General features: G+C 74.8%; 21 protein-coding genes. 15 read left to right on the top strand and 6 right to left on the bottom strand.

The features are described from left to right. Positions 1 to 125: 125 nt before the first annotated feature. Positions 126 to 1,049, bottom strand: a complete 924-nt coding sequence (locus ABZ497_RS06845) for a DUF4231 domain-containing protein (RefSeq protein ID WP_359803805.1) — start codon at positions 1,047 to 1,049, stop codon at positions 126 to 128. Between the two features lie 131 nt (positions 1,050 to 1,180). Here ABZ497_RS06845 and ABZ497_RS06850 point away from each other — a divergent pair, with 131 nt between their 5' ends. After that, complete coding sequence (locus ABZ497_RS06850) at positions 1,181 to 1,630, top strand: VOC family protein (RefSeq protein WP_329489182.1); 450 nt, start codon at positions 1,181 to 1,183, stop codon at positions 1,628 to 1,630. A 76-nt stretch (positions 1,631 to 1,706) separates the two neighbouring features. On the opposite strand, the gene ABZ497_RS06855 is transcribed toward ABZ497_RS06850, so the two are convergent. Continuing rightward, complete coding sequence (locus ABZ497_RS06855; RefSeq protein WP_359803806.1) at positions 1,707 to 3,167, bottom strand: NCS2 family permease; 1,461 nt, start codon at positions 3,165 to 3,167, stop codon at positions 1,707 to 1,709. Between the two features lie 312 nt (positions 3,168 to 3,479). Here ABZ497_RS06855 and ABZ497_RS06860 point away from each other — a divergent pair, with 312 nt between their 5' ends. Genes ABZ497_RS06860 through ABZ497_RS06870 form a run of 3 tightly spaced genes read left to right on the top strand, consistent with a single transcriptional unit; the run spans position 3,480 to position 6,747 of the window. Then, a complete protein-coding gene (locus tag ABZ497_RS06860) occupies positions 3,480 to 3,782 on the top strand; it encodes a DUF2530 domain-containing protein (protein WP_359803807.1) in 303 nt (100 codons plus the stop codon). Positions 3,783 to 3,834: 52 nt separating this feature from the next. Then, a complete protein-coding gene (locus tag ABZ497_RS06865) occupies positions 3,835 to 6,327 on the top strand; it encodes an HAD-IC family P-type ATPase (RefSeq protein WP_359803808.1) in 2,493 nt (830 codons plus the stop codon). Positions 6,328 to 6,345: 18 nt separating this feature from the next. Further along, positions 6,346 to 6,747, top strand: a complete 402-nt coding sequence (locus ABZ497_RS06870; protein WP_329489178.1) for a hypothetical protein — start codon at positions 6,346 to 6,348, stop codon at positions 6,745 to 6,747. Here the strand turns inward: ABZ497_RS06870 and ABZ497_RS06875 are convergent. Together ABZ497_RS06875 and ABZ497_RS06880 are read right to left on the bottom strand one after the other, a co-directional pair. After that, positions 6,692 to 9,997, bottom strand: a complete 3,306-nt coding sequence (locus ABZ497_RS06875; RefSeq protein WP_359803809.1) for a molecular chaperone Hsp90 — start codon at positions 9,995 to 9,997, stop codon at positions 6,692 to 6,694. The genes ABZ497_RS06870 and ABZ497_RS06875 overlap by 56 nt on opposite strands. Positions 9,998 to 10,217: 220 nt before the next feature. After that, positions 10,218 to 11,096 (bottom strand): DUF3027 domain-containing protein, encoded by an 879-nt coding sequence (locus tag ABZ497_RS06880; RefSeq protein ID WP_359803867.1) that lies wholly within the window; start codon positions 11,094 to 11,096, stop codon positions 10,218 to 10,220. Between the two features lie 554 nt (positions 11,097 to 11,650). Between ABZ497_RS06880 and ABZ497_RS06885 the strand changes: the two genes are divergently transcribed. The 4 genes from ABZ497_RS06885 to ABZ497_RS06900 all read left to right on the top strand — a co-directional run bounded on the left by ABZ497_RS06885 (position 11,651) and on the right by ABZ497_RS06900 (position 15,286). Next, positions 11,651 to 13,015 carry an MFS transporter gene (locus ABZ497_RS06885; protein WP_359803868.1) on the top strand — a complete coding sequence of 455 codons (1,365 nt, stop codon included), beginning with the start codon at positions 11,651 to 11,653 and terminating at the stop codon, positions 13,013 to 13,015. 93 nt (positions 13,016 to 13,108) lie between these two features. Continuing rightward, positions 13,109 to 13,642 (top strand): hypothetical protein, encoded by a 534-nt coding sequence (locus tag ABZ497_RS06890; protein WP_329489176.1) that lies wholly within the window; start codon positions 13,109 to 13,111, stop codon positions 13,640 to 13,642. Positions 13,643 to 13,653: 11 nt separating this feature from the next. Further along, the gene (locus tag ABZ497_RS06895; protein WP_359803810.1) at positions 13,654 to 14,448 is read left to right on the top strand and encodes a futalosine hydrolase; all 795 of its coding nucleotides are present in this window, start codon (positions 13,654 to 13,656) and stop codon (positions 14,446 to 14,448) included. After that, positions 14,441 to 15,286, top strand: a complete 846-nt coding sequence (locus ABZ497_RS06900) for a 1,4-dihydroxy-6-naphthoate synthase (RefSeq protein ID WP_329489174.1) — start codon at positions 14,441 to 14,443, stop codon at positions 15,284 to 15,286. The genes ABZ497_RS06895 and ABZ497_RS06900 overlap by 8 nt, the downstream gene beginning before the upstream one ends. A gap of 16 nt (positions 15,287 to 15,302) precedes the next feature. Here the strand turns inward: ABZ497_RS06900 and ABZ497_RS06905 are convergent, their stop codons facing one another. Further along, positions 15,303 to 15,686: a cold-shock protein gene (locus tag ABZ497_RS06905; RefSeq protein ID WP_329489173.1), complete on the bottom strand. Its 384-nt coding sequence runs from the start codon at positions 15,684 to 15,686 to the stop codon at positions 15,303 to 15,305. 452 nt (positions 15,687 to 16,138) lie between these two features. Between ABZ497_RS06905 and ABZ497_RS06910 the strand changes: the two genes are divergently transcribed. After that, complete coding sequence (locus ABZ497_RS06910) at positions 16,139 to 16,375, top strand: hypothetical protein (RefSeq protein WP_329489172.1); 237 nt, start codon at positions 16,139 to 16,141, stop codon at positions 16,373 to 16,375. Positions 16,376 to 16,387: 12 nt separating this feature from the next. On the opposite strand, the gene ABZ497_RS06915 is transcribed toward ABZ497_RS06910, so the two are convergent. Next, positions 16,388 to 17,026: a haloacid dehalogenase-like hydrolase gene (locus tag ABZ497_RS06915; RefSeq protein WP_359803811.1), complete on the bottom strand. Its 639-nt coding sequence runs from the start codon at positions 17,024 to 17,026 to the stop codon at positions 16,388 to 16,390. 135 nt (positions 17,027 to 17,161) lie between these two features. Between ABZ497_RS06915 and ABZ497_RS06920 the strand changes: the two genes are divergently transcribed. From ABZ497_RS06920 to ABZ497_RS06945, 6 genes are all read left to right on the top strand, one after another. Beyond that, a complete protein-coding gene (locus ABZ497_RS06920) occupies positions 17,162 to 18,220 on the top strand; it encodes an iron ABC transporter permease (protein WP_359803812.1) in 1,059 nt (352 codons plus the stop codon). Next, positions 18,217 to 19,269 carry an iron ABC transporter permease gene (locus ABZ497_RS06925; RefSeq protein ID WP_359803813.1) on the top strand — a complete coding sequence of 351 codons (1,053 nt, stop codon included), beginning with the start codon at positions 18,217 to 18,219 and terminating at the stop codon, positions 19,267 to 19,269. The genes ABZ497_RS06920 and ABZ497_RS06925 overlap by 4 nt, the downstream gene beginning before the upstream one ends. Beyond that, on the top strand, positions 19,269 to 20,090 hold the full coding sequence (locus ABZ497_RS06930; protein ID WP_329489168.1) for an ABC transporter ATP-binding protein: 822 nt from the start codon (positions 19,269 to 19,271) through the stop codon (positions 20,088 to 20,090). Before ABZ497_RS06925 ends, ABZ497_RS06930 begins: the two co-directional genes overlap by 1 nt. Positions 20,091 to 20,170: 80 nt before the next feature. Further along, on the top strand, positions 20,171 to 21,151 hold the full coding sequence (locus tag ABZ497_RS06935) for an iron-siderophore ABC transporter substrate-binding protein (RefSeq protein ID WP_359803814.1): 981 nt from the start codon (positions 20,171 to 20,173) through the stop codon (positions 21,149 to 21,151). A 174-nt stretch (positions 21,152 to 21,325) separates the two neighbouring features. Beyond that, positions 21,326 to 21,652, top strand: coding sequence for a hypothetical protein (locus tag ABZ497_RS06940; protein WP_329489166.1), 327 nt, complete (start codon positions 21,326 to 21,328; stop codon positions 21,650 to 21,652). Then, entirely contained in the window at positions 21,652 to 22,992 is a 1,341-nt protein-coding gene (locus ABZ497_RS06945) for a putative T7SS-secreted protein (protein ID WP_329489165.1), read from the top strand. Before ABZ497_RS06940 ends, ABZ497_RS06945 begins: the two co-directional genes overlap by 1 nt. Positions 22,993 to 23,004 lie beyond the last annotated feature (12 nt).

Genomic DNA, 23,004 nt, shown 5'->3' on the forward strand with positions numbered 1-23,004 from the left:
CGTAACGATTACGGACGGCGCTTCTCCGGCCGACCCTCACCCACCTCGCACACCTGTGCCGACAGCACCCCGTACATTTCGCCCGATCTCCTCACGACCTCCCGATTCCACACCGGGTCGGCCGCTCACCGGGGGAAGGCGCGCCGGGCCCGCCAGGTGGTGTGCTCGCGCGAGACTGCGTCCTCCGCCTCGGCGGCCAGCCGGGCCCAGCGGGCCTCGGCGTCCGGGGCCTTCAGATCGAGGTCGGAGAGCTGGTTCCCGACGTTCTCCAGCTCGCGCGCGGCCAGCTGGTACGCGGCGGCCAGCGGGCGCAGCTGCTTCAGCTGGGTCCAGGCGATCACCGCGGCGGCCGCCGCCGAGCTGGCCCCGAACACGTGCACCGGCAGCGCGCCGACCGCCTGCGCGATCGCCGCCGCCGCCCCGATGATGATGAGGACGGCGATCCCCAGCCCCCAGGAGACCGCCTGCGTCTCGCACGCCTCGGCCCGCGAGCGGTACCAGGTGCGCTGCCCCTCGACCCGGGTGCGCAGGTAGAACGTCCGCCGCGCGACCAGGCTCTCGGCGCGCACCCGGCGCATCTCCGGGGTGATCTCCACGGTGGTGTCCGGCGGCACGATCTCCGGGTCCTCGAAGGCGTGCAGCACGTCCTCCATCTGGAGCAGGTAGCCGCGGTCCACCTCCGCCGACTCCGCCTCGCCGTCGAACGGCCGGGCCCGCATCGAGTACTTCCAGGCGAGCGTCTTGACCGACTCGGCCGCCGCCCGGGCCTCGTACCACCGCCCCTGCGGGTTGCTGCGGCGCAGCCGTGACCAGAAGTAGCCGGCCACCAGGAACGCCACCACCGAGAAGAGCGGCGTGATGTCGCTGTCCCCCCGGTGCTCGGGCCCCGGCAGCGAGCCGACCACCGCGGCGATCACGAGCATCCCGATCAGCCCCCGGTACCAGCGCAGTGTCTCGCGCTGACCGTCCAGCGAGGCCTGGTCCGCCGTCCGGAACAGCTCCGGCAGCAGCCTCGCCTCGTCTCCCCCGGGCGGATCCTGTTGCACCATCGGTAGAGCCCCCTCCCCGTCTCCCGTCCAGGCAGTATGCCCAACGCCAACTGCCCTACACAGTGCCATTTTTGGCAGGCCCGTCAGGTCGGTCATTGATCGCGCGTCAGGTAACCTATATAACGGGTTACATGCCTCTGCACTGGAAGCTCGTCATCGACTGCGCCGACCCCCACCGCCAGGCCGCCTTCTGGGCCGCCGCCCTCGACTACACCGTCGAGGACCACAGCGCCCTGATCGCCCGCCTGCTCGCGGCCGGCGCCGTGACCCCCGACCTCGTCACGGAGACCGACGGCCGCGCCGCCTGGCGCACCCTGGCCGGCGTCCGCCACCCCGACGAGCCCTTCGACCCGGTCAGCGGCACCGGCCTCGGCCGCCGCCTGCTCTTCCAGCAGGTCCCCGAGGCGAAGACCGCCAAGAACCGCCTCCACCTCGACCTCCACCCCGGCCCCGACGCCCGCGACGCCACCGTGGAACGGCTGGAGGCCCTCGGCGCCACCGTCCTGCGCGCGGTCGACGAGCCCGGCGGCTCCTGGACGGTCATGCAGGACCCGGAGGGCAACGAGTTCTGCGTCCACTAGGGAGTGCACCGGCCCCCGCGAACGCACCGGGCCCCTCCCCGCACGAGGCGGGGAGGAGCCCGGCGGGCACTACGGCTCAGAGCAGGCCGAGGGCCGGCATCAGGTAGTAGAAGGCGAAGACGGCCGAGACCGCGTACATCGCGATCGGCACCTCGCGGCCGCGCCCGGCGGCGAGCCGCAGGACGCAGAAGGCGATGAAGCCGAAGCCGATGCCGTTGGTGATGCTGTACGTGAACGGCATCATCACGATGGTCAGGAAGGCCGGGATCGCGATCGTGTAGTCGGCCCAGTCGATCTCCTTGATCGAGTTGGCCAGGATCAGGAAGCCGACGGTGACCAGGGCCGGGGTGGCGGCCTGGGCGGGGACCATGGTGGCGAGCGGGGTGAGGAAGAGCGCGACCATGAAGAAGGCGCCGGTCACGATCGAGGCGAAGCCGGTACGGGCGCCCTCGCCGACGCCGGCCGTGGACTCCACGAAGCAGGTGTTGGCGGAGGAGGAGGTCGCGCCGCCGGCGGCGGTGGCGATGCCGTCCACCATCAGGATCCGGTTGATGCCGGGCAGGTCGCCCTTGGCGTCCAGCAGGTGGGCCTCGTCGGCGACGCCGAGGATGGTGCCCATCGCGTCGAAGAAGCAGGACATCAGGACGGTGAAGACGAAGAGGACGCCGGTGAGGACGCCGACCTTCTCGAAGCCGCCGAACAGGCTGACCTTGCCGACCAGGCCGAAGTCGGGCGCCGCCACCGGATTTCCGGGCCAGCTGGGGACGGTGAGGCCCCAGCTCGTGGCCGGGATGTCGGCGACCTTGTCGATCACCACGGCGAGGCCGGTCATCACGACGATGGAGACCAGGATCGCGCCGGGCACCTTGCGGACCACCAGCACCAGGGTGAGCAGCAGGCCGAGCACGAAGACCAGCACCGGCCAGCCGAGCAGGTGGCCGTTGCCGCCGAGCTGGAGCGGGACGGTGGTGTGGGCGGCGTCCGGGATGCGGCTGACGAAGCCGGAGTCGACCAGGCCGACCAGGCTGATGAAGAGGCCGATGCCGATCGCGATCGCCTTGCGCAGGCCGAGCGGGACGGCGTTCATGACGCGCTCGCGCAGACCGGTGGCGACCAGGATCATGATCGCGAAACCGGCCAGCACCACCATGCCCATGGCGTCCGGCCAGGTCATCTTGGGCGCGAGCTGCAGCGCGACGATGGTGTTGACGCCCAGGCCGGCGGCGAGGCCGATCGGGACGTTGCCGATCACGCCCATCAGCAGGGTGGTGAGACCCGCGGTGAGCGCGGTCGCGGTGACCAGCTGGGCGCTGTCCAGGTGGGCACCGGTCATGTCCGTGGCACTGGCCAGGATGATCGGGTTGAGCACCAGGATGTACGCCATGGTGAAGAAGGTGGCGATGCCACCGCGGATCTCGCGCGGCAGGGTGGAGCCGCGCTCGGAGATCCGGAAGTAGCGGTCCAGCGCGCCGGCGGGGGGCTTCGGCGCGTTGGAGGCGGGCTCGGGCGACTCGGTGGTCGGCTGGGCCACAGGCATGCGTGCGTCCTCTGGTGGGGGCTGAGGAGGGGACACCCGGAGCGACGGTGGTGGCCGGGCGGGCCCGGTGGGACGGGCACGAACACAGGCGTCCTGGGCATGGCGCGGCCAACCGGAGTCACAAGTATGAGTTCCCCAATCGCACACGCGCTATCTTCGCGCGTAGAACGATCACACTCCAGGAACGGCGGGGTGGCCGCCGGCCCGGGCGCGCCCCGACCGCCGCGGCGAGCCGGGGCCACCCGCCGAAGGTGTCCGGGACCGGCCCGCGTGATGGCGGACAACCGCACCCCGCCCCGTACGCTAGGCCTCATGCCGAAGAGCCCGCTGCACCCCTCGCCCCCGCCGCTGGAGGCCAACGACGTCGCCATCGTCGGCGGTGGCACGGTGCTGTGGTTCGTCGCCTTCCTGGTCCTGCTCCCCTTCCAGGGCACCCTCTCCGACCACGGCCACGGCAGCTGGCCGTGGATCTGCCTGTCCGGCGCCGGCCTCGGCCTGATCGGCCTCTGGTACTGCCGCGCCCGCCGGGACGCCATCGCCCGCGACCGGGCCGCCGCGGCCGCGTCGCAGGCCGCCGCCGGTGACGGCGGCGACCCGGCCACCCAGTCGGACTGAATAGTCCTTTAGTAGCACGCATCGGACATAAGGCGCCCGTAGAGTCGGTGCCATGACGCACCCTGCGCAGCCTGCCGAAGAGACGCCCGGGGACCGGCACGACGGCGCCCACCCGCTCGGCCTGCTGCCCGGCCGGCGCGGCGGACTGAGCACCGCGGAAGTCGCCGAACGGGTCGCCCGCGGCGACGTCAACGACGTGCCGGTGCGGTCCAGCCGCTCCACCCGGGAGATCGTCCGGGCCAATGTCTTCACCCGGTTCAACGCAATCATCGGCGTGATGTTCGGCATCATCCTGGTCGTCGGACCGATCCAGGACGGACTGTTCGGCCTGGTCATCGTGGCCAACACGGCGATCGGCATCATCCAGGAGATGCGCGCCAAGAAGACCCTGGACAGCCTCGCGCTGATCGGCGAGGCCAGACCGCAGGTCCGCCGGGACGGCGCCGTCCAGCAGATCGCCACCGGCGAGATCGTGCTGGACGACACGGTGCTGCTCGGCATCGGCGACAAAGTGATCGTCGACGGCGAGGTCACCGAGGCGGACGGTCTGGAGATCGACGAATCGCTGCTCACCGGCGAGCCGGACTCGGTCCTGAAGCAGCCGGGCGACCAGGTGATGTCCGGCAGCTTCGTGGTGGCCGGCGCGGGCGCGTTCACCGCCACCAAGGTCGGCCGGGAGGCCTACGCGGCGCAGCTGGCCGAGGAGGCCAGCCGGTTCTCCCTGGTCAAGTCGGAGCTGCGCAGCGGCATCGACAGCATCCTGCGGTTCATCACCTGGCTGCTGATCCCCACCGCGATCGGTCTGATCATCAGCCAGCTCGCGGTGGAGGGAAGGGACTGGAGGGAGGCCGTCCGGCGGATGATCGCCGGCATCGTGCCGATGGTCCCCGAGGGTCTGGTGCTGCTGACCTCGGTCGCCTTCGCCATCGGGGTGGTCCGGCTGGGCCGCAAGCAGTGCCTGGTGCAGGAACTGCCCGCGATCGAGGGCCTGGCCCGGGTGGACACCGTCTGCCTGGACAAGACCGGCACCCTCACCGAGGGCGGCATGGACGTCGTCGAGCTGCGCACCCTGCCGCCGGGGCCGGGGGCCGACGGCCGGCCGAGGGCGGACGCGCCGCCGGGCCGGCCGGTCCTCTCCGACCCGGAGGTCGTCAAGCAGGCGCTCGGGGTGATGGCCGGCGCCGACACCCGCCCCAATCCCTCCATGCAGGCCGTCATCGACGCGTACGGCAGGGGCGACACGGAGCACGGCAACGGCGGCGGCTGGCGGGTGATCGAGGCGATGCCCTTCTCCTCCGCCCGCAAGTGGAGCGGTGTGCAGCTGCTGGAACCGCAGGGCGGCGAGGCCAGCTGGCTGCTGGGCGCCCCGGACGTGCTGCTGCCCACCGGCCACCCGGCCCTCACCGAGGTGGACGAACTGGGCACCAAGGGGCTGCGGGTGCTGCTGCTCGGCCGCACGCCCGTCCCGCTGGACTCCCCGGACCCGGCCGCCGACCTCCAGCCGCTCGCCCTGGTGGTGCTCCAGCAGCGGCTGCGCGAGGACGCCGCCGACACCCTGCGCTACTTCGAGGGGCAGCGCGTCCGGGCCAAGGTGATCTCCGGCGACGCCGCCGTCTCGGTCGGCGCGGTCGCCTCGCACCTGGGCCTGCCCGGCGCCGACCACCCGCTGGACGCCCGCACCCTGCCGACCGATCCGCAGGAGCTCGCCGACACCGCCGACCGGACCAGCGTCTTCGGCCGGGTGACCCCGCAGCAGAAGCGCGACCTGGTCGGCGCGCTGCAGTCGCGCGGGCACACCGTGGCGATGACCGGCGACGGCGTCAACGACGTGCTGGCGCTCAAGGACGCCGACATCGGCGTGGCGATGGGCACCGGCAGCGACGCCACCCGGGCGGTCGCGCAGATCGTGCTGCTGAACGACTCCTTCGCCACCCTGCCGTCGGTGGTCGCCGAGGGCCGCCGGGTGATCGGCAACATCGAGCGGGTGGCCGGGCTCTTCCTGGTGAAGACGGTCTACTCGGTCCTGCTCGCCCTCCTGGTGATCTTCACCCACTCGCCGTACCCGTTCCTGCCCCGGCACTCGACGGTGCTCTCCACCCTCACCATCGGGATCCCGGCCTTCTTCCTGGCGCTGGCGCCCAACAACGAACGGGCCAGGACCGGCTTCGTCCGCCGGGTGCTGCGGATGGCCGTGCCGGGCGGGATCATCGCCGGCACGGCCACCTTCACCGCGTACGCGCTGGCCCGGGCCGACCACGCCACGGACCTGAAGTCCGACACCAGCGTGGCGACGCTGACGCTGTTCCTGGTGGCGTTGTGGGTGCTGGCGATCGTGGCCCGGCCGTACAACTGGTGGCGGCTGCTGCTGATCGCGACGATGGGCGGGGCGTTCACGCTGGTGCTGACGGTGCCGTGGCTGTCCGACTTCTTCCAGCTCTCGCTCTCCGGCACCCGGGACCCCTGGATCGGTGTCGGCATCGCCCTGGTGGCCGGACTCCTGCTGGAGGTCTCCTGGCGGATCATGCGGCGGAAGGCGGATGATTGACCCCGAAGGGGGTCCTGAATGGCGCGCAGGGGTGGGGACTTGGAGGCGTTCACCGCCTTCCTGGGGGGAATGCTGGCGGCCGGGGCGGCCGGGCTCGCCCTGGTCGGCGCCGATGCGCTGATCGAACCGGGGCCGTGGCTGCGCAAGGCCGCGCCGGTGGTGGTCGCGGTGCTCTGGCTGACCGTCACGGTCGGCCTCTACCGGTGGCTGGGCGCGGCCGCCCGGACCGGCTGGACCGGGGCGCGGGCGCCCGGGCCCGGCTCCCGCCCCGCCGGCCGGGACGGGCACCGGGCGGGCCACCCGCGCCCGGCCGGAGCCGACCGGGCGCCGGCCCGCCGCCCCGGCCGCGGGCCCGCCAGCCCGGTCAGCCCTCGAAGTCCCGGGCGGCCGAGAGCTCGTAGGCGCGGTCCGGCTCGGTGAGCGCGGCCAGCACCTCGAACCGGCGGTGCCACTGCCCGACCGACCAGGCGAGACCGGCCGCCAGACCCTCCGGGGTCGCGGCGTGCAGCAGCCCCGGCACCGGCGGCAGCTCGAACTCGTCGTCCTCGTCCGCGGCTTCGGCGGCGTCCGGGTCGTAGGGCGCCTCCGGGGCATCCGCCGCGGTGTCCCACCGCCAGTCCACGGCGGCCTCCTCGCCGTCCGGGCCGACCACCAGCAGCTCCTCGTGCTCCTCGTAGGCTATCGGGCAGCCGGGCAGCAGCTCGCGGACCACGGCGGGCACCCGGTGCAGCTGCCCCTCGGAGAGCACCCGGCCGCCGGCCACCTCGCTGGCCAGCGAGACGTGCAGGCGCTCGGCGAGGTCGGCGGCCAGCGCCGGGGCGACCGGCAGCAGCGGGTACGGGTGGAGCAGCTGGACGAGGTCCGGGGCGTCGGCGACGACCGCCTCGGTGGCGTCCACCAGCACCGTGTGCGCGGGCCGGCGGCCGGTCTCCCGGTCCAGCGGCGGCAGCGCCCGGACGACGTCCAGCGGCTCGATCCGGTCCGCCGCCACTCGGGCCAACGCGCTGTGGATGCCGTGCAGTTGACGGTGCCCGACGACGGAGGCCGGGTCGGTGAGCCGGTCCAGCAGCTCGTCCGGCCCGTGCGGTTCGGCCAGCAGCGCGGTCAGCGTGGTGCGCACCCCGAGCGCGTGCAGGAACTGCTCGTCCAGCGTCGTCCGGGCCTCCTCGAAGAGGCCGCGCAGCAGCGGGTCGGCACCTGCCGCCCGCAGCCCGGCCGGCTCGCGGCCGTCCAGCACCGGGTGGTCGCGCAGCCACCACGCGGTGTACGGCGGCAGGTCCGCGTACGAGCCGTCGGGCAGCAGGGTGCGGACGGGGTTGACCACGGCCTCCCGGTACGGCGGGCGGGCGAGGGCGGCGAGCGCCTGCGGCCACGCGTCGTCGTCCACCAGGTCGAGGTCGCGGACGACCAGCAGTTCGGCCGCGACCGGCGGGACACCGACCGGGTCGGCGTCGTCGGCGTGCAGTGCCTCCAGGGCGTCCTCGGCCCACTCGGCGAGGCCGTCGGGCGCCTCGTCCAGCAGCCCGGTGGGGTGGCCGCCGGCCGCGCGGTCGGCGGGGGCGGTCGGGTCGAGCCGCTCCAGGTCGTCCGGGTCGAGCACCACGTCCTCGGCGCGGACCAACACGAAGTCGGCCAACACCCCGACGGCGGTCAGGACTTCGGGGCCCCAGCGGTCCAGCAGTTCGTCGTCGATCCAGCCGGCGTCCTCCTCCCGGGCCAGTGCGGCGAACGGGCTGTCCGGCAGGATCAGCTCACCCGCGCGGGCCGGCTCGCCCTCGTCGTCCAGCAGCGCCAGCCGGGCCAGCCACGGGTGCTCGCCGACCGCCGGAGCGGCCGCCTTGACCAGGGCGAGCACGGACTCGGCGACATCGGTGGCGGCGTCCAGGTCGTCCTCGGCCAGCTCGTAGGAGCGGGCCACGGCGGCCCGCACCTCGGGAGTGTCCAGCACCCCGGCCGGGGTTGCGGTGCCGGCGCCGAGCTTGGCCAGCAGCGGGTGCGCCGCCTCCGGGTGGGCCAGCCGCAGGTCGAGCAGGGCCAGCGCGCCGGCCAGCGCCTCGGGGTAGCCGGGGAAGGCCGCCCAGTCGGCGTCCTCCGAGGGCAGCAGGACCCGGCGCGGACCGGTGACCGTCCGGCCGTCGGCGAGCGGCACGGGCAGCGCGCCGAGCGCCTCCGGGTCGGCCGCGCCGAGCGCCGCGTAGAGGTTGCGCCACCAGGCGGGCTCGCGGTCCAGGCCACCGAGCTGGTCGACCACGTCGGCCAGCGGCACCCGGCGCACGTTCAGCACCCGCAGCTCGGTGCGGCGCTCCAGGCCGGCCGGCAGCAGGCCGGGGAAGATCGGGGCCAGCGCCTCGACGACCGAGTGGTCCGCGCCCTCCAGCACCGTGGCGTCCCGGGGCCGCAGCGCGGGCGTGCCCTCCTCGACCGGTGCGGTGTGCGGCAGGAACGGCGTGCCGGGCAGCCGGGCGAGGATGCCGGCCCGCAGCGCGTTGTCCAGCGCGCCCTGGCCGAGCGGGCCGGGGACGAGCCCGAGCGAGCCGAGGTCGCCGCCGCGGGCGCGCAGCAGGTCGGCGTAGCTGTCGGCGGCGCGCTCGGTGACGAAGTCGGCGAGCGGGCCGGGGGCGACGTGCCGGCGGGTGGAGTCCAGCGGGTAGGAGGCGATCAGCAGCGCGGGCAGGCCGAGCGGTTCGTCGCTGGGGGTGGGCGCGTGCAGCACCGGGGCGATCCCGGTCGGCTGCGGGCTGCCGTCGGCGGCGACCGGGACGGCCCAGGTCACCGTCCAGTACGGACGGGCGCGCTCCTCGGTGGGGCGGTCGGCGAGCAGCGCGGCGTCCAGGGTGCCGGAGGCGCCGGCGGTCTGCCAGACGGTCTGCCGCAGCCGGCCGCCGGCGTCGTCGGTGACGGTCACCTCGGCGACGCCGTCGGGGCGCGCCTCGGCGGCGCCGCGGGTGAGGGTGCGGGTGCCCTCCTCGGTCTCCACCACGATCTCGGCGAGCCCGGGCAGGGTGAGCAGCAGGGCGTCGTCGATCCCGGCCAGCAGCCGGCGGGTGAGGTCCTCGGCGGCGGCGTCGCGCAGCGGCAGCACGACCACCGTGTCGTACCCGGCCGGGGCCGGGCCCTCGGCCGAGAACGGCAGCCGCAGCAGCGGCACGTGGCCGTCGCGGCGGCGCAGCTCCTCGCCGAGCGCCGGCTGCGCCTCGGCCAGCGCGCGGGCCTCGCCGAGCGACCAGCGCACGCCGCCGACGGCGCCCAGCACGGCGGGCTCGTCGGTGACGGCGAGGACGGCGGCGAAGCCGACGCCGAACCGGCCGACGGTGGGCTGCTCGTCGGCGCGCTTGGAGGAGGCGCGCAGAGTGGACAGCGACTCGACGGCGGCCGCGTCCAGTGGCGCACCGGTGTTGGCGGCGGCCAGCACACCGTCCGCCAGGGTCAGCCGCAGCCGGCCCGGGGCACCGCCCGCGCGGGCCGCCGCGTCGGCCGCGTTCTGCGCCAACTCGACGACCAGCCGGTCACGGTAGCCGCCGAGGGCGAGCTCCTCCTCGGCGTTGGCGTCCTCCCGGAACCGGGCCGGGGAGGCGGCCCAGGCGTCCAGCACCCGGCGGCGCAGGACGGCGCTGCCGAAGGGGTCCGCGTGGTGCTCGTCCGTGCCGCTGCCGATGATCCGAGGTTCCACTGGAACTGCCACCCTCCGCCGCCCTGTACTTCGTACGGGGGGCATTCTCCCCCGCCCGGGCACCCCCTGCGGACCGGGCCCGGGCCGCGGCGCCGTTCCGCCCGGTGGGGGCGGTTCCGGGCCGTTCCCGGGCCCGGCCCGGGAACGGCCGGACTCGGGAGCGCGGCCCGGCTCAGGAGTGGCCGGACTCAAGAGCGGCCGGGCTCAGGAGCCACCGGACTCAGGAGTGGCCGAGCTCCTCGGCCGGGGCGTCGGGCTCCACCGAACCGGAGGTGCGGTCGGGGTGCAGCTGGAGCGGCTCGATCACCAGCTCGTCCAGGATCAGCTCGGACGGCGCCGGCGGGGCCGGGATGACGGCCGCCTCGGAGTGCCCGCCGCAGCCGTACGCGAAGGAGACGATCTGACCGTCGGCCGGGCCGAACTCGTTGCCGCAGACGCCGAAGGCCTGACCGAGCGAGCCGCCGATCGGGACGAGGAAGCCGCAGCTCGCGCAGGAGGCCGGCGCGGCCTGTGCCATCGGGGTCTGCGGGCCGTGCGCCTTCTCCCAGCGGTCGGCGGCCAGGTGCAGCCCGAGCCGGGAGAGCACCCGGCTGCGGCCCAGGCCGAGCTCCTCGGCGAGGGCCCCGATCTGGGCGCGGGCCGGGGCCGGCTGGACCGACGGGTCGGAGACGACCACGTCCTCCTCGGCCAGCGCCACCACGGAGTTCGGGGCCGGCTCGTCCTCGCCGGTCCAGCCCGGCTCCAGGCGCAGGTCGTCGGCGTCGGTGGGCAGCAGGTCCCCGGGGCCCATGTCGCCGGGGCGCAGCCGCTCGCTCCACGGCACCCACTGCGGGGCCAGCACGGCGTCGTCGCCCGGCAGCAGCACGACCTCGTCCAGGGTCACGTTCTTGGCGCGGGGGGCGCGGGCCACGGTGACCGCCCAGTGCCAGCCCCGGTATGCCGCGTCCAGGCACTCGAAGGTGTGGGTGACGACGCGGTCGGCATCCGCCTGGACGCCGAGGTGCGCCCCTACGGTCTCTGCTCCGACGGCCTCGTCCGCTGCCTGCCGGGCGAGTTCGACGGCCTCGGCACAGAGCCGATCGGGGGTACGGCTTCGCATCGCAGCACTCACGGCGTCGATTCTCTCCCAGTTCTTCTGTTGCCCACGGCGTGTTGCCTGTTCCGTCGCGGCTCGGTTTCCCTCGACCATTCTGCGCGACCACGGGCCGCCACGGATACCGGCCGCGCCGCCCGTCCGGTCCTCCGGAGTCCGGCGCGCGTTCGGGCGGACCCTGGGCAGGCTACCCGCCGGTCGGCCACCCGGCACAGTCCGGGGCGCCCGCCGGCTCCGGAAGGGCCGCGCCGAGCGGAGCGGAATCCCGCGTCGCAGTACCGATTCTGGGGCAGGATGGGCTTGTGGCGGACGAAAAACCGTCGCAGCACGCACTGCGCGCCTCGCAGGCCGGCAGCCCCGACGAGGCGAACGCCGTGCCGCGACAGCAGGCTCCGGCCCCCGGTGCGGGCGAACCGCACCAGGTGGGCGCCTCGACGGTGCCCGGACGTGACGGCGACGGGCCGCCGGTGGATCTCGTGAAGCGCCCGGACCGGCCGGCCGACGAAGCGTCCGACGCCGCCGGAGAACTCGACGGCGCGCCCGAGGCCCGCCGACACTTCCTGGTCCGCACCGCCTCCGCCGCCGGCGCCCGAACCGGAAAGGTCGTACACGGCACCGGCCGGCGGATCCGCCGGGCGACCTCCGCCGAGGGCGCCGGGGAGTCCGGCCTGGCCAAGCTGATCGAGCTGCACGCGCTGAACTCCTTCGGCGACATGCTGATCACCGTGGCGCTGGCCTCGACCATCTTCTTCTCCGTCCCCACCGGCGAGGCGCGCGGCCGGGTCGCCCTCTACCTGCTGATCACCATGGCGCCGTTCGCGCTGCTGGCGCCGGTGATCGGCCCGCTGCTGGACCGCCTGCCGCACGGCCGGCGGGCCGCGATGGCGATGTCGATGCTGGCCCGCGCGGTGCTGGCGTGGACGATGGCCGGCACGGTGTCCGGCGGCGGGCTGGCGCTCTACCCGGAGGCGCTGGGCGTCCTGGTGGCGTCCAAGGCGTACGGGGTGGTGCGCAGCGTGGTCGTGCCACGACTGCTGCCGAGCCGGCTGTCACTCGTGAAGGCGAACTCCCGGGTCACCCTGGCCGGGCTGCTGGCCACCATGGTGGCGGCCGGGGTCGGCGGGGTGCTGCACCTGATCGGGCCGGGCTGGCCGCTGCGCGGCGCCTTCCTGGTCTTCGTGGTCGGCACCCTGATGGCCTTCCACCTGCCGCACGAGGTGGACTCCGCCAAGGGCGAGCAGCGGGCCGTCCTGCACGCCGAGGCGCACGGCGAGCCCGCCGCCGTGCCGGGCGCCGAGGAGGCCAGGAGCGCCGACGCCCCGAAGGCGTCCCTGCGCACCGTCGGCCCGTCGGTGATCCTGGCCCTGCGGGCGATGTCGGCCCTGCGCTGGCTGGTCGGCTTCCTGGTGATGTTCCTGGCGTTCCTGCTGCGCGAGGATCCGGTCGGCGGGCTGCAGCCGACCCTGGCGCTCGGCCTGGTGGCGCTGGCCGCCGGCACCGGCAACGCGCTCGGCTCGGTGCTCGGCTCCTGGCTGCGGACCCGCGGCTCGGAGGCGACGGTCACCGCGATGCTGCTGCTGGCCACCTGCGCGACGGCCGCCGCCGCGCTCTGGTACGGCGTGGTGACGGTGGTGGTGGTCGCCGCCGCGTCCGGGGTGGCGGCCTCGCTGGGCAAGCTGGCGCTGGACGCGCTGATCCAGCGGGACGTCCCGGAGTCGGTGCGGACGTCGGCCTTCGCCCGCTCGGAGACGCTGCTGCAGCTGTCCTGGGTGGCCGGTGGCGCGGTCGGCATCCTGCTGCCGCTGGACGGCGCGCTGGGGCTCTCGGTGGCGGCCGGCGTGGTCGGCGTGGTGCTGCTCTGGACCGTTCGCGCGCTGTTCAAGGTGGGCACCCGGCGCCGCGCGACCGCCCCGCGGGTGGCCTAGCCCCGCGCCGCCCCCCGCACCGCCCCCGGGCCGCAACACGCGGTTGCCGACCCCCGCGTAGCGTGATCGGCAAAGCCCGGTAGCCTCTGACGCATGAGCCTCAGCACCCGTGTCATCGCCGCCGTCGGCGCCGTCGTCGTGATCGGCGCCGGCACGGTCGGCGGGTCCATCGCCTACGCGACGGGCCAGGAAGAACCCTCCAGCCACCGTGTCACCCTCACGGTCGGCCGGTCCTCCATGGAGGTCGGGCCGTTCTGCTTCAACGACGGCAAGCCGCTGACCGACGAGCAGCAGGAGGAGTGCCAGAACCGGGCGAGCAAGGCGCTGGACGAGGGCAAGCTGCCCTCCTCCGACGTGGTCGCCAGCGACCAGCTCGGCCTCGGCGTGACCCCGGACGTGGCCGACCGCGGCTGGTGGGCCAACACCAACGGCGGCCAGCAGGCCCAGGGCGGCCGCTTCATCCTCGCCTCGGCCGCCAAGGGCTCGACCTACTCCGGCTCGGTGTCGGCCTCCAAGGCCCTCAACGCCTCCGGCAAGACCCTGGTCACCGTGGTCGAGTCGGACCCGAAGCAGCCGGACGCGATCTACGGCGTCTGGTACTTCCAGCTGAACACCCAGGACGCCTGACCGGCCGTCCGATGACCGCGCGACTCCACGACGACGAGCAGTCGGCCCCCCGGCGGGGCCGACTGCTCGTCGTCGTCGCGGTGCCGGCCGAGGCCGCCGCCGTGCTGCGGGGCCTGGGCCGCCGCGAGGACGGCGCGGAGGCCGCCCCGGTGCCGGTGCCCGGCGGCGGGCTGCACCGCGCCGAGCACCCCTCGGGGGTCACGGTGGACGTGCTGGCGGGCGGGGTCGGCCCGGCCGCCGCCGCCTCGGCCGCGTCCGCCGCGCTCGCCGTCGGCCAGTACGACCTGGTGCTCTCGGCCGGGATCGGCGGCGGGTTCGCCCCGGCCGCGCCGGTCGGCGCGACCGTGCTCGCCGAGGCGATCGTCGCCGCCGACCTGGGCGCGGAGACCCCGGAGGGCTTCGCCGACGTCACCGAACTGGGCTTCGGGACGGTCCGGCACACCCCCGCCCGGGCCGCCGTGGCCCGCGCCGCCGAGGCGCTGGGCGCCGCGGCCGGCGACTCCCCGGTGGTCACCGGCACCGTGCTCACCGTCTCGACGGTGACCGGCAGCGCCGCCCGCGCCGCCGCCCTGACCGCCCGCCACCCCGACGCGGTGGCCGAGGCGATGGAGGGCTTCGGGGTGGCCGAGGCCGCCGCCCGGCACGGGGTGCCGGTCTTCGAGCTGCGCACCGTCTCCAACCCGGTGGGCCCCCGCGACCGGGCCGCCTGGCGGATCGGCGAGGCCCTCGCCGCGCTGGAGCGGGCCTTCACCGCGCTCCCCTACCCGGAGCTCCTGACCACGTCCGAGGAGGCCCGCCGTGGCTGAACGGCTGACCATCGCCCACTCGCCCTGCCCGAACGACACCTTCGTGTTCCACGCCTGGACGCACGGCCTGGTGCCCGGCGCGGACGCCCCCGAGGTCACCTTCGCGGACATCGACGTCACCAACGGCCTGGCCGAGCGCGGCGAACTGGACCTCCTGAAGGTCAGCTACGCCGCGCTGCCCTGGGTGCTGGACGAGTACGCGCTGCTGCCCTGCGGCGGCGCGCTCGGCCGCGGCTGCGGCCCGCTGGTGCTCACCCGCCCGGAGACCGGCGACGACCTGAGCGGCCGGACGGTCGCCGTCCCCTCCGAGCGGTCCACCGCCTACCTGCTGTTCCGGCTCTGGGCGGCCAAGGCGGTGCCCGGCGGCCTGGGGAAGATCGTCGTCCTGCCGTTCCACGAGATCATGCCCGCTGTCCGGGACGGCCGGGTGGACGCCGGCCTGGTGATCCACGAGGCCCGCTTCACCTACCGGCAGTACGGCCTGCGCAGCCTGGCCGACATGGGCGAGGCCTGGGAGCGCGAGACCGGCCTGCCGATCCCGCTCGGCGCGATCATCGCCAGGCGCTCGCTCGGCGCCGAACGGCTGCGCGCGGTCACCGAGGCGATCCGCGCCTCCGTCCGCCAGGCCTGGGCCGACCCGTCGGCCAGCCGGGAGTACGTGCTCGCGCACGCCCAGGAGATGGACCCGGCCGTCGCCGACCAGCACATCGGCCTGTACGTCAACGAGTTCACCGCCGACCTCGGCGAGGACGGCTACGCCGCGGTGCGGGCGCTGCTCACCCGGGCCGCCGCCGAGGGGCTGGTACCCCCGCTCGACCCGGGTGCGCTGGACGCCTGAGGACGGCCGGACCGGCCTACACGTCGAACTGGTCGGCCACCGCGCGCAGCACCCCGGCCAGCTTCTGGCCGGTCGGCTTGGCCGGGTAGCGGCCGTGCTGGAGCCCGGGCAGCACCGCGTCCATCATGGTGATCAGGTCCTGCACCAGCGCCGCCATGTCGTCCGCGCTCTTGCGCGTGGCGGCGGCGACCGACGGCAGCGCGTCCAGCAGCTGCACGGCCATCGCCTGGTCGCCGCGATGGCCCGCGACCACGCCGAACTCCACCCGCTGGCCGGGCTTCAGCACGGTGACACCGGCGGGCAGCGCCTTGGTGTGGACGAAGACGTCGCCGCCGTCGTCGCGCGAAAGGAAGCCGAAGCCCTTCGTCTCGTTGAACCACTTCACCTGGCCGGTGGGCATCTCGAACAGTCCTCGATGTGGGTGTGAGGGATCCCGGCCCTGGCCGGGGATCACTGGGTGGTGGAGGGCGGGCCGACCTCGGCTCCGCGCCCGTGGGGCGCTCATGGTCAGCACGCTGTGGAGAGCAGACTAACGGTCAGTCACTGCCTCATCCGCGATCCGCGGAGGATCCGTACCGGGCTCTGGTGGCCACCGGCGACCAGGTACCGGCACGGCCGGGACGCGGCTTCGCGCTTTCCACTGGCTCACACCCCCGGTCTGAGGAGACGGGGCGCACCTGTCGCACCCCTCGGCACAGCGTGCATACCCCTGCCCAGCAGGGATCAAAACTCCCAGCTTCCGGGAAACTGCGCAACGTGACCGGACGGGCCGCCCCCGAAACGGTCCGCCGCCGGCGCGGGCGGCGTCCTCTGCCAGACTGGGACGGCCGACCGACCGCAGAGGAGCACCCAGTGAGCAGCCAGAGCGCCGACCGCGGCGACGCCTACGTCAAGGCCGGAGCGATCGTCTTCGGGTTCGGCGCGCTCGCCACCCTGGTCACCTTCGTCCCGCTGTTCCTGCACCTGACGCCGCTGCCGACGGCCGCGTACTGGCTGAGCATGCTGATGCCGCTGGGCTTCCTGCTCGCCCTGACCGGCCTGCTGCTCTCCGCCCGCGCCCAGCGCCGCCGGGTGCACGCCGGGGCCTGACCGGCCCGCGCCCTAGCCGACCGGCCGCGCGGCCAGGTGGCCGGCCAGCCACTCGGGGAAGCCGGTGAGGTCGGCCAGCACCACGTCCGCGCCCGCCGCCAGCAGGTCCTCGGCGCCGTACGGCCCGGTCGCCACGCCGACCGCCACGGCGTCCGCGTGCCTGGCCCCCCGGATGTCGCCGAGGTGGTCGCCGACGTACACCGAGGCGCCGTGCTCGCGCAGCGCGACGCCCTTGGTCTCCGCCCAGAGGTCCCCCACCAGCGCGTCCGCGTGCAGCCCGGCGTGCTCCAGGTGCAGCCGGGCGTTCGGCTCGTACTTGCCGGTGATCACCACGACCCGGCCGTCGTGGGCGCGCACCGCGTCGATCGCGGCGTGCGCGCCGGGCAGGGCGACGGTCGGGGCGAAGGCGAGGTCCCGGTACAGCACGCGGTAGCGGTCGGCGACCGCCTGCACCCGCTCGGCCGGGAACCAGTTGCGCAGTTCGTCCAGCAGCGGCGGGCCGAGCCGGGTGACCACGAGGTCGGCGTCGATGTGCGCGCCGGTCTCCGCCGCGAGCGCCAGATAGGTGGCCCGGATACCGGGCCGGGTGTCCAGCAGGGTCATGTCGAGGTCGAAGCCGACGGTGAGCGGGACGTCCGGGGTCGCAGGCATGCCGCCAGGCTATCCAACCCCGCCGCCGGAACGGCCGGCTCCGTCCCGGTCCGGCTCCCGGCCGGGGGCCGGAGCGATTTGCCCCGGCTTCTCCGTGGAACTTAGGTTTGCCTGAGCTATCTGCGAGAGAGAGCCATGACCGACACCACCGCGCCGACGGCCGCACCCCGGTCCGCACCCGCGCCCGGCACGCGCCCGCTGCCGCGCCGCCGAATACTGTGGCTCGCCGCCGCACTGGCCCTGCTGGCCGCCGCCGTCCTGCTCAGCCTGGCCGTCGGCAGCCGCACCATCCCGCTCGGGGAGACCCTCGACGCCCTGTGGCACGGCGGGGACACCACCAACGCCGTGGTGGTCCGCGAGCTGCGGGTGCCGCGCACGGTGGTCGGTCTCGCGGTGGGCGCGGCGCTCGGCCTCGCCGGCGCCGTCATGCAGGGCATCACCCGCAACCCGATCGCCGACCCGGGCATCCTCGGCGTCAGCCAGGGCGCGGCGGCCGGCGTGGTGCTGGCGATCTCCGCGTTCGGCGTCTCCACCCTCACCGGGTACGTCTGGTTCGGCTTCGCCGGGGCGGTGATCGCCACCGTGCTGGTGTACGGCCTGGCCGGCCGGGGCCGGGGCGGGGCGACCCCGATCAAGCTGGCGCTGGCCGGCTCGGCGATGTCGGCGTTCATCGCCTCGCTCAACACCATGGTGCTCACCACCGACGCCGCCGCGATGGACCAGTTCCGGTTCTGGCACGTCGGGTCGCTCTCCGGACGCACCGCCGACGTGGCCTGGCAGCTGCTGCCCTTCCTGCTCGTCGGCACCGTCCTGGTGTTCGCGGTGGCGCGGGGGCTGGACGCGCTGGCGCTCGGCGACGACACCGCCAAGGGGCTCGGTGCCAGGACCGGCCTGGTGCGGGCGGTCGGCGCGCTCGGGGCGACCGTGCTGACCGGCTCGGCGGTCGCCGCCGCCGGTCCGATCGCCTTCGTCGGACTCGCCGTGCCGCACGCCGCCCGGGCGGTGGCCGGGGCGGACCACCGCTGGGTGCTCGCCTTCTCCGCCGTGCTCGGCCCGGCGCTGCTGCTGCTCGCCGACGCCTTCGGCCGGGTGCTCTTCCCGCCGTCCGAGGTGCCCGCCGGGGTGATGACCGCCCTGGTCGGGGTGCCGGTGCTGGTCGCGCTGGTCCGGCGCCGCAAGGTGGTGGCCTCGTGAGCGCCTCCGTCGTCCCGCTGCGGGGCTACACCGTGCTGCGCGCCGGGCGCGCCTCCTTCCTGCTGCACCGCCGCTCCGCCGTCGCGGTGCTCGGCCTGCTGCTGGCGCTGGCCGCCACCGTCGTCGCCTCGCTCTGCCTGGGGGAGTCCACCGTCTCCCCGGCCGAGGTGGTGAAGGTGGTGCTGGGGCGGCCCAGCCCGCACGAGCTGGTGGTCGGCGAGTTCCGGCTGCCCCGGGTGGTGGTCGGGCTCCTGGTCGGCACCGCGCTCGGCCTGGCCGGCGCGCTGGTGCAGACCGTCGCCCGCAACCCGCTGGCCAGCCCCGACGTGGTCGGCGTCTCCTGGGGCGCCACCGCCACCGTGGTCGGGCTGATGGCGTACGGCGTGGTCGGCTCCGCCGGCCAGGTGCCGTGGGCGGCGGTCGCCGGCGGCCTGGTGGCCGGGGTGCTGGTGTACGCGCTGGCCTGGCGGCGCGGTCTGCACGCCCAGCGGTTCGTGCTGATCGGCATCGGCATCAGCGTCGCGCTCTCCTCGCTCACCTCGGTCTTCCTGACCAAGGGCGACGGCTTCCAGGCGCAGGCCGCGAAGGTCTGGATGACCGGCAGCCTGAACGGCTCCGGGTACGACCAGGCCGGCTGGCTCGCCTGGCTGCTGCTGGCCGCCGTACCGGTGGCGCTCTGGGCGGCGCGGGCGCAGCGTTCGATCTCCTTCGACGACGCCACCGCCGTCGGGCTCGGCCTGCGGCTGGACCGGATCCGGCTCGGCATGGGGCTGCTCGGCGTCGTGCTGGCCTCCTGTGCGGCGGGCGCGGCCGGGCCGGTGGACTTCGTCGCGCTGATGGCCCCGCAGATCGCGCTGCGGCTGGCCCGCTCGGCGCAGATCCCGCTGTTCTGCTCGGCCCTGACCGGTGCGCTGGTGGTCGTCCTGGCCGACCTGCTGGCCCGGCGGCTGCTCTCGCCCACCGAGCTGCCGGTCGGCGTGGTGACCGGCCTGGTCGGCGCGCCGTACCTGATGTGGCTGCTCGTCCGATCCCGCCGTGGAGGTTCCTGATGTCCGCCCGTCCGACGCCGGCCCACCGTCTCGAAGCCCGGGGCCTGACCCTCGCCTACGAGGCGCGCACGGTCGTGGAGGGGCTGGACCTGACCGTCCCGGACGGCCGGGTGACGGTGATCGTCGGCCCGAACGCCTGCGGCAAGTCGACGCTGCTGCGCGCGCTCGGCCGGCTGCTGAAGCCGGTGCGGGGCGCGGTGCTGCTGGACGGCGCCGAGCTGGCGCGCGTCCCGACCAAGCGGATCGCCCAGCGGATCGGGCTGCTCCCGCAGTCCCCGACCGCGCCCGAGGGCATCTCGGTGGCCGACCTGGTCTCCCGCGGCCGCCAGCCGCACCAGAGCTGGTGGCAGCAGTGGTCGGCCGAGGACGAGCGGGCGGTCGCCGAGGCGCTGGAGCGCACCTCCACCGCCGAACTGGCCGAGCGCAGCGTGGACGAGCTGTCCGGCGGCCAGCGCCAGCGGGCCTGGATCGCGATGGCGCTCGCCCAGGGCACCGACATCCTGCTGCTGGACGAGCCGACGACGTTCCTGGACATCGCGCACCAGGTCGAGGTGCTGGACCTGGTCCGGCGGCTCAACGTCGAGCGCGGGCGGACGGTGGTGGCCGTGCTGCACGACCTCAACCAGGCCGCCCGCTACGCCGACCACCTGGTGGCGATGCGCGCCGGCCGGATCGTCGCACAGGGTCCGCCGGCCGAGGTGGTGACAGCGGAGCTGGTGCGCGAGGTGTTCGGCCTGGACTCGGTGGTCGTGCCGGACCCGGTGACCGGTACCCCGCTGGTCGTGCCGGGCGCGCCGTGGGCGGTGAAGGCGGACGCCTAGCGGGCATTTCGGACATAATCGACGCGCTCGCGGCCACCGCGGGCGCGCCCGTTCCCCGTCCGCCCGCCCGAGGACCGCCGATGCCCCCGCTCACCCGCCGCACCCTGCTCGCGGGGCTCGGCGCCGCCGCCCTCGCCGGGTGCAGCACCCGGCACACCGCCCCGCCCGCCGACGGCGCCGCCGCCGCCGCGAGCGTCACCCCCACCCCGGCCCCGGTGCCCGACGCCACCGTCGGCGCCGCGACGGGCCCGGTCGCGGTGCCGGGCGCGCCGATGCGCGTGGTCACCCTGGACACCGCCGAGCTGGACTCCGCGCTGACACTGGGCATCACCCCCGTCGGCGCGGCCCTGGCGCCGCTGGACACCGGCTTCCCCGACTACTGGCCCGCCTCCCGGGTCGCCGGGATCACCCGGGTCGGCGACATCGGCGCCCCGGACCTCGCGGCGGTCCGCGCCCTGCGGCCCGATCTGATCCTCTCCAACCAGACCCGCGACGGCGGCCGCTACGACCAGCTGCGCGAGATCGCCCCGACCGTGCTGACCCAGACCACCGGCTACCCGTGGAAGGCGAACGTCCAGCTGCACGCGCAGGCGCTGGGCCGCCAGGACGCCGCCGAGGCCTTCGTCGGCTCCTACCAGCGGCATGTCTCCCAGGTCGGCCAGGCGCTGTCGAACGCCAGGGCCGCCGGGCGCCGGGTCGGCCTGGTGCGGTTCGTCGAGGGCGCGGGCATCAGACTGTACGGTCGGCAGAACTTCCCCGGCACGGTGCTGGCGGACGTCCAGCTCGGCCGGCCGGACGCGCAGAACGTCGACCAGTTCGACGTCGAGATCCCGGCGGACCAGATCGCCCGGGCCGACGGCGACCTGCTGCTGTACGCCACCTACGGCGACCCGGAACGGGCCGGCACCAGGGCCGTACTGGCCTCCCCGGCCTGGCAGGGCCTCGGCGCCGTACGCGCCCACCGGGCCTTCGAGGTGGACGACCGGCTCTGGTTCCAGGGCATCGGGTACACCGGGGCGAACTACGTGCTCGCCCAGCTCCAGCGCTTCCTGGGGGCCTGAGCCGGGACCGGTCCGGGGCCTGGACCGCGCCCCGCGCCGGGGCCTGACGGCGCGTGACCGGTGCGACCGCGGCCCCGACCGGTCACCGCGCCGCACCGGAACCGGACCGCACGGCCCCGCGTCACTGTTCCCGGGCGCCCGCAGGACGCCTGCTCGGCACAGACGGGAGGGCTCATGGCAGACGGATTCAAGGTCGATCTGGGTGCCTTGGACGACGCGGCTTCGGGGATCACCAACACCCTGGCGAAGATGCAGTTCAAGAAGGTCAGCGACCTCGACCCGAAGAAGGAGGACTTCGGGCACGGCCACCTGGCCGACGTCGTCGAGAAGTTCTGCACCCGCTGGCAGCTGGGCGTGGAGAACCTGGCCAAGGACGCGCAGGCCGTCACGGCCCGGCTGAACGCGAGCGTGAAGGCCTACCGCGAGGTCGACGGACACGTCGTCGGCCATCTGAACGGCACCCTGAGCCGCGACAGCGGCGAGGACCCGGGAGCGAAGTGATGGCGAAGGAACTGGGCGGCACGTCCGACCCGAAGGAGCTCGTCCCGGGCGACCCGGAGGCGATCGCCTCCACCTGTGCCTGGCTCAAGAGCTACGGGGACACCCTGCACTCGACCGGCGAGGGCCTCAAGCGGATCGACACCGTCGAAGGGTGGTCGGGCAAGGCCGGCGACGCCTTCCGGAAGGCCTTCGAGGGCGAGCCGGGCAAGTGGCTGGAGGCCGGCGACTGCTTCCACAACGCCGCCACCGCGCTCACCGCCTACCAGTCGACCCTGACCTGGGCGCAGGGGCAGGCGGCCGAGGCGATCCGGCAGTGGGACGCGGGCCAGAGCGCCAGCAGCCGGGCGAAGGGCGACCACCAGGAGGCGGAGCGCAACGCCGGCCACGAACTGCCCTTCACCGACCCCGGCGAGAGCACCCGGGACGGCGCGCGGCAGACCCTGGCCAACGCCCGCGGCCAGCTCAAGTCGGCCGGCGACACCGCGGCGAAGACCGTCGCCACCGCGCGCGACAAGGCCCCCGAGGAGCCCGGCTTCTGGGACGACGTGGGTGACTTCTTCTCCGACGCGGGGGACTTCCTGGGGGACGTCGGCCAGGTCGTCGTGGAGGACCTCGCCTCGGTCGGCAACGCCATGCTGCAGAACCCGGGCGCCGCGCTGGAGGTCGCGGGCGGGCTCGCCCTCGCCACGGTCGGCGCGGGCGGCGAGGTCCTCGGCGTCGGCCTGGACCTCACCGGCGTCGGCGCGGTGGTGGGCGTACCGGTCAACGTGCTCTCGGCCGGCGTCATCGCCACCGGTCTCGGGATGGCCGGCATCGGCGCGGGCGAGATCGCCCAGGACGCCATGGGCTCCAGCCGGGTCCACATGGAGGGCGAGGGCGGTGGCGGCGGCGGGTCCGGCGAGCTGCACACCCAGCCGTCGAAGGGGGCCGACCCGGCCGCCACCCCGGAGGGGCACACCACCAACATCCCGAGGAACGCCGACGCGACGACCCGCCGGGCGTTCGAGCGGGAGAACGAGTCCGCCGAGATCATGGCGCGCAACGGCTACAAGGTCGAGCAGAACCCGAACGTCACCGGGACGACCAAGAACCCCGACTACCGCATCGAGGGCGAGGTGTTCGACTGCTACGCGCCGACCGCCTCGAACCCGCGCTCCATCTCCACCGGCATCCAGAAGAAGGTGGACTCGGGCCAGGCCGACCGCATCGTGCTGAACCTCTCCGACAGCGGTGTCGACGCGGCCGCCATGCGCAAGCAGCTCCAGGACTGGCCGATCGAGGGTCTCAAGGAGATCAAGGTCATCGACTCGTCCGGCAACGTGGTCCACTTCTACCCCTAGACGAACCGAGAG

Origin of the sequence: Kitasatospora sp. NPDC005751 (assembly GCF_040630835.1) — a bacterium.
GTDB lineage: Bacteria > Actinomycetota > Actinomycetes > Streptomycetales > Streptomycetaceae > Kitasatospora.

Bases quoted from the DNA above. Each gene is read 5' to 3' on its own strand.
- ABZ497_RS06905 (WP_329489173.1), bottom strand. From the start codon at position 15,686: ATGCCCACCGGCCAGGTGAAGTGGTTCAACGAGACGAAGGGCTTCGGC.
- ABZ497_RS06940 (WP_329489166.1), top strand. From the start codon at position 21,326: ATGGCAGACGGATTCAAGGTCGATCTGGGTGCCTTGGACGACGCGGCT.
- ABZ497_RS06865 (WP_359803808.1), top strand. From the start codon at position 3,835: ATGACGCACCCTGCGCAGCCTGCCGAAGAGACGCCCGGGGACCGGCAC.
- ABZ497_RS06915 (WP_359803811.1), bottom strand. From the start codon at position 17,026: ATGCCTGCGACCCCGGACGTCCCGCTCACCGTCGGCTTCGACCTCGAC.
- ABZ497_RS06890 (WP_329489176.1), top strand. From the start codon at position 13,109: ATGAGCCTCAGCACCCGTGTCATCGCCGCCGTCGGCGCCGTCGTCGTG.
- ABZ497_RS06920 (WP_359803812.1), top strand. From the start codon at position 17,162: ATGACCGACACCACCGCGCCGACGGCCGCACCCCGGTCCGCACCCGCG.
- ABZ497_RS06850 (WP_329489182.1), top strand. From the start codon at position 1,181: ATGCCTCTGCACTGGAAGCTCGTCATCGACTGCGCCGACCCCCACCGC.
- ABZ497_RS06935 (WP_359803814.1), top strand. From the start codon at position 20,171: ATGCCCCCGCTCACCCGCCGCACCCTGCTCGCGGGGCTCGGCGCCGCC.
- ABZ497_RS06945 (WP_329489165.1), top strand. From the start codon at position 21,652: ATGGCGAAGGAACTGGGCGGCACGTCCGACCCGAAGGAGCTCGTCCCG.
- ABZ497_RS06855 (WP_359803806.1), bottom strand. From the start codon at position 3,167: ATGCCTGTGGCCCAGCCGACCACCGAGTCGCCCGAGCCCGCCTCCAAC.
- ABZ497_RS06860 (WP_359803807.1), top strand. From the start codon at position 3,480: ATGCCGAAGAGCCCGCTGCACCCCTCGCCCCCGCCGCTGGAGGCCAAC.
- ABZ497_RS06930 (WP_329489168.1), top strand. From the start codon at position 19,269: ATGTCCGCCCGTCCGACGCCGGCCCACCGTCTCGAAGCCCGGGGCCTG.
- ABZ497_RS06845 (WP_359803805.1), bottom strand. From the start codon at position 1,049: ATGGTGCAACAGGATCCGCCCGGGGGAGACGAGGCGAGGCTGCTGCCG.
- ABZ497_RS06895 (WP_359803810.1), top strand. From the start codon at position 13,654: ATGACCGCGCGACTCCACGACGACGAGCAGTCGGCCCCCCGGCGGGGC.
- ABZ497_RS06870 (WP_329489178.1), top strand. From the start codon at position 6,346: ATGGCGCGCAGGGGTGGGGACTTGGAGGCGTTCACCGCCTTCCTGGGG.
- ABZ497_RS06880 (WP_359803867.1), bottom strand. From the start codon at position 11,096: ATGCGAAGCCGTACCCCCGATCGGCTCTGTGCCGAGGCCGTCGAACTC.